The 4,900-nt window shown below is 61.6% G+C and carries 3 protein-coding genes; 1 reads left to right on the forward strand and 2 read right to left on the reverse strand.

Translation table 11 applies throughout. The features are described from left to right. The first annotated feature begins 422 nt into the window (after positions 1–422). Entirely contained in the window at positions 423–2,753 is a 2,331-nt protein-coding gene (locus ABSE61_RS35880; protein ID WP_423875899.1) for a tetratricopeptide repeat protein, read from the forward strand. An 11-nt stretch (positions 2,754–2,764) separates the two neighbouring features. On the opposite strand, the gene ABSE61_RS35885 is transcribed toward ABSE61_RS35880, so the two are convergent. Together ABSE61_RS35885 and ABSE61_RS35890 are read right to left on the reverse strand one after the other, a co-directional pair. Then, entirely contained in the window at positions 2,765–3,676 is a 912-nt protein-coding gene (locus ABSE61_RS35885; protein ID WP_423875900.1) for a Gfo/Idh/MocA family oxidoreductase, read from the reverse strand. After that, positions 3,673–4,900: class I SAM-dependent methyltransferase (locus tag ABSE61_RS35890; protein WP_423875901.1), on the reverse strand; the 1,228-nt coding region annotated here is incomplete at its 5' end. The genes ABSE61_RS35885 and ABSE61_RS35890, both read right to left, overlap by 4 nt.

Here is a 4,900-nt window from a genome sequence, read left to right on the forward strand (position 1 = left end):
CCATGTCTTCAAGGCCCGGGCGGCTTTTGACGTCGCCGGGCTATTATTTCTGACCTTGGCGGCCTTGAGGTTATTGTAGCTGCGCTTGTGTCTCCAGCAAGCGAAACGGCGACAACCTGTTTTGGTGGTACGACCTCGATATCTCCTTGGGAAGTCCAAAATCGTCGCAGTCCGCTCGCCCTCGAGGCAGCGTTAACGGGGCGCGCCAAAAATACCGGAGCCTGACGAGATCAGCGTTTTACTTGTTTATTCAATGGATTACGCGGCTGGCTTTGTTGCTAGTGAGTCGGCATGCGAGCCAGGCAAGCCTGCGCCGATGAGACGAAAGACTAGCGCGCCTTGCGCCCTTTTCGTCGGTCGGACACCCCTGCCGAATCAATGATAGGAATTGCGCTACCCTCGCTCCGGCCGTTATCCCGCGAATGAATGCGCACGCGCGTCCCAACAACAAGGCGGTCCGCAAAGGGCTCGCCCATCTCGATGCCGGGCGTGTCGACAGCGCCGAACGGTTGTTCCGTAGCGTCCTGAAATCCGAACCCAACAATCCCGAGGCCAACTACGCGCTCGGCACCCTGGTGGTTCGCCAGGGCAAACCGCAATCCGCGCTGTCGTATCTCAACGCGGCGTTGCAGGCGGACCCGCAACAGGGCCCGCACTGGTTTTCGTTCGTGGAAGCCTTGTTGATGGCAGGTGCGGCGGGCGATGCCCGCACTATTCTCGAACGTGCGGTGGCGCGCGGGTTTTCAACGCCCGAGATTGCCGCGCTCAAATTGCGCATCGACTGCGCGGAACTTTATCGGGCCGCGCTCGACCATCACGCGGCGGGGCGGCTGGACGAAGCCGAGAAATTTTATACGGCGGCACTCAAAGCGGACCGCGGTCATGTCGAGAGCCTGTACATGCTTGGCCAGCTCGCGGCTCGGACGGAGCGGGTTCAAGTGGGCCTGCAATTGATCCGCGAGGCTATCCGCCTCAAGGGGGATGTTCCGGCGTTCCACTGCAGCCTTGGCAATGTGCTGGCCGAGTGCGGCGAAGTGGATGAGGCGATGCAAGCCTTCCAGCATGCGCTGGCGCTACAGCCGGCTTTTCCCGAGGCCCAGACCGGCCTCGGCAATATGTATCGTTCGCGAGGCGACTTCGAGGCTGCGATGGCGCAATTTGACGCCGTCATCGCCGGCGGCGTGAACACGGTCAAGGCCCACAACAGTCTCGGAGCGCTGCTGTTCGATATCGGCAGGCGGGGCGAGGCCATCGCCCACTTGACCGAAGCGCTGCGTCAGAGGGCGGATTTTGCCGAGGCCCACAACAATCTCGGCAATGCATTGTTGGATGAAGGGCGGCTCGACGAAGCGGCCCATCACTATCGCGAAGCCATCCGGCACAGACCGGACATGGCTGCGGCATGGAGTAACCTCGGCAGTTCGCTCAAGGCGCAGGGCAAGATCACCGAGGCCATCGAGAGTTATCAGACGGCCATCCGCCTCAAACCGATGTTTATCAATGCGCATAACAGCCTGATCATGCTGCTCGGCTATTCCGCCGAGGTGCCGCACGAAATTCTGGTCAATCAGGCCCGGCAGTTCGACCGCGATATCGCCGCATCGCTGTTGCGGCGCCGCGAGTTTGCCAATGTGCCCCATCCGGACCGGCGGCTGCGGATCGGATATGTCTCCGGAGATTTTCGCGACCACGCCGTCAACTATTTCTTCGAGCCGTTGGTGCGGCACCACCAGAAAGCCGATTTCGAATTCTTTGCCTATGCCAACATGAACACCGAGGACGCGGCCACCGCACGTCTCAGAGGCGGATTTGATCACTGGCGAAACATCGTCTCGATGGGCGATGATGCGGTTGCCGATCTCATCGAGGCCGACCGCATCGATATTCTGGTCGACCTGTCCGGCCACATGGCTGCCAACCGCCTGCTGGTTTTCGCGCGCAAGCCGGCGCCCATTCAAGCCACCTGGCTCGGCTTCACCACGACCACAGGCGTGAGCGCGATCGACTACCGGATCACCGACGCTTACGTCGATCCGCCCGGCATGACCGAGCATTTGAATACCGAGACATTGTGGCGTCTGCCGGCGACCTTCTGCTGCTATCAGCCCCGCGCCGGCATCGCCGACCCGATCAATCATCCGCCGCGCGACGAAAACGGCTTTACGACGTTCGGCTGCTTCAACAATTTCACCAAGGTCAACGACGTCACCCTGAGGCGCTGGGCGGAAATCCTCAACCGCGTCCCGGATTCACGCCTGCTGCTGGAAATCGTCGGTATCGACAGCGAAGCGTTTCGCCGGGAAACCGAAGCGCGTCTGAAGCGGCTGGGGCTCCCGCTCGATCGCGTGATCCTCGAACCGCGCAAGCGGTCGAACCAGTACGTGCTCTATAACAAGATCGACATCGCGCTCGATCCGTTTCCGTTCAACGGCGGGACGACGACTTTGGACGCGCTGTGGATGACCGTTCCCGTGATCGCACTCGCGGGCGAGCATTTCACGGCGCGCATGGGCGTTTCGATCCTGAACAATATCGGCTTGCCGCAACTGATCGCGGCCGATGAGGCTGCTTACGTCGATCTCGCGGTCGGGCTGGCGAGCGATCCGTCACGATTGCGTGCGATCCGCGGCAATCTCAGGCAACAGATGAGCGCGAGCCGGATGATGGATTTCGCGGCGTTCGCCCGCGACATCGAAGCGGCCTATCGCGCGATGTGGCGGAAATGGTGCGCGCAACGCCCCGCGGCGGGTTGACTACGCTGGGCTCAAGGTGCGGTCGCGTTTTCGAAAACAGTGACGTCCTCGATCGCCTGCCAGAGCGAGATGGCTTTGCCGTCGGATGGGTCCGTCGTTGTCTCAGTGGTCAGAAATTCGCGGCACAGCGACACCAAAAGTGGCACCCGGCGATCTCCGTTACCGGGCGCCGCGTCGAACGGATCTTGGCGGGAGATATTGAGGCCCAGCGCTGGCGCCGCGACGGCAAACAAGCTTTGCGCCGCATTGGAATCCAGTTCCAGAAGACAGCGGGCTCCCTTCCGGTTCGCCAGCGTCGCGTGCCAGCTCTCGGCCTCGCCCGAACGGGCCGCTTTGAGCCGGGAAGCCTCTATTTGATCAAATCCAAGCGCCGCGAGCAGGCCGATGAGCTGGATGCCGTAGAACCGTAAGGCCCCGCCGCCTTCGGCATCGGCCCGCTTCCAGTTCGACAGGTCGGCCGCGTAATGGTGGGCGCGGAAGCGCCACCGGATGTGCAGGTCGCCGTTGAGTTCCGCCGCGCGGCCGATCAAGTCCCGGCCCCAGCCAGTATGGCCGAACAGATAGCCGGTGCGGACGATTTTGCCTGACGCTGCGATCTGGTCTTCAAGCCGCAGCGCGGCGGCCGGATTCGGCGCCAGCGGTTTCTCCAGCAGCAGTCGCTGCAATTTCTGGCGGTGAAGGAGCGAGGGGATCAGGTCGAGCTGATCGGCCGGCCGGCGTGCGATGACGACCGCGTCAGCCAGATCGATGGCCTCGTTTTCGTCCGCGACGAAGGTGATGTGGCTCGCAAGTCGCGACAATTCCGGGCGGCGCTCGATCGTCGAGCGATATCGCGCAGGCAGCACGATGCGGCAGGATAGCGCGTGCAGGGCAGGGAGGTAGCCGTAGAGTCCGAAGCCGGAGCCGAGGATCGCGACGTTCACGCCACGAAATCGCCCGGCGCGGCGATCCTGATGATCTCGGCGGTGAAACCGCGGCCGCGCAGATAGGTTTCGATTTCGTCGGCGATATGCCAGGCCATGTTGACGAGTGGCTTGCGGCGGTCTTCCGCGGGGAAGTCGTCGTCGGACAGAATCGGAATCCGCGTGCCCGGAATGTAGTGTCCGATCTTTCCCGAACCGGGCTTTTCGTACACCGCCTTGATCGACGTGTGATCGAGGCCGAGCAGCTTGATCGGTATCGCGGCCCGGCCCGGGAACGCCTTGCCGGCCAGTGGGCCATATCGCTTGACGGCGGATTTGATTTCCGCAGCCTTTCTGGCGCGCCACAGCGCAATCTCTTGCGGCAGTCTTGCGAGATCGTTGCCGTAACGGCGCTCGCGCTCGAGCATCGCTGCTCTGACAAAGGAAGACTCTTCGGAATCCCAGGCCCCGCTCAGAAATACCCGGACGTTGCCGCCATAGCGGCTCGGAAATTCAACTTTCGAAATGAACATGCCCAGCGACTTCGCGATGAACTGGAATGATGTGCCGCTGTAGGTACGCGGATGTTCATGATAGAAAGTGTCGAATTGCCGCCCGGCAATGATCGAGCCGAGATAGTGGTTCTCGATGACGATTTTCGTTCGCGGGTTCGACAGCGCGTTCAAGGCCCGAATCACATCCGGCAGATCCTCGATATGCGCGAACACGTTGGTAAAGGTGATGATGTCGGGCTGCCCGAATTCGGCGACGAAGCTCTTGGCGACATCCTCGCAGAAAAACGCGTTCCAGACCTGATGCCCTGAGGCCGATGCATCCATGGCCGCGCCGGTGGGCTCGATACCGTAGGTTTCGGCGCCGTGTTCTCTAAGGATCGACAGCAGGCTGCCGTCGTTGCAGCCGACATCCAGAATCTTCTTGCCGCTGAGATCGCCATATTTTGCGACGCAGGCAGCGACCAGACTGCGCATGCCGTTGAGCACATCGAGGGTCTGGCGTGCGCGATAATGGTAGTTTTGCGGAAACAGGTCTTGTTTCGGAACCTGAAACCGCTGATGCCCGGTACAGCAGGTATCGCAGAACAGAATTTCAATCGGGTATTCCCGGCAGACGCGCGCGTCGCCGATCGGAACCAGATCGTCGCACAGGGGATGTTTGCCGAGGTTGAGCACCGACCGCAGAGATACGGTTCCGCAGACCTCGCAGCGGTGTATCTCGCGCAGTCCC

The organism is Bradyrhizobium sp. (genome assembly GCF_049519115.1).
Taxonomy (GTDB): Bacteria; Pseudomonadota; Alphaproteobacteria; order Rhizobiales; family Xanthobacteraceae; genus Bradyrhizobium.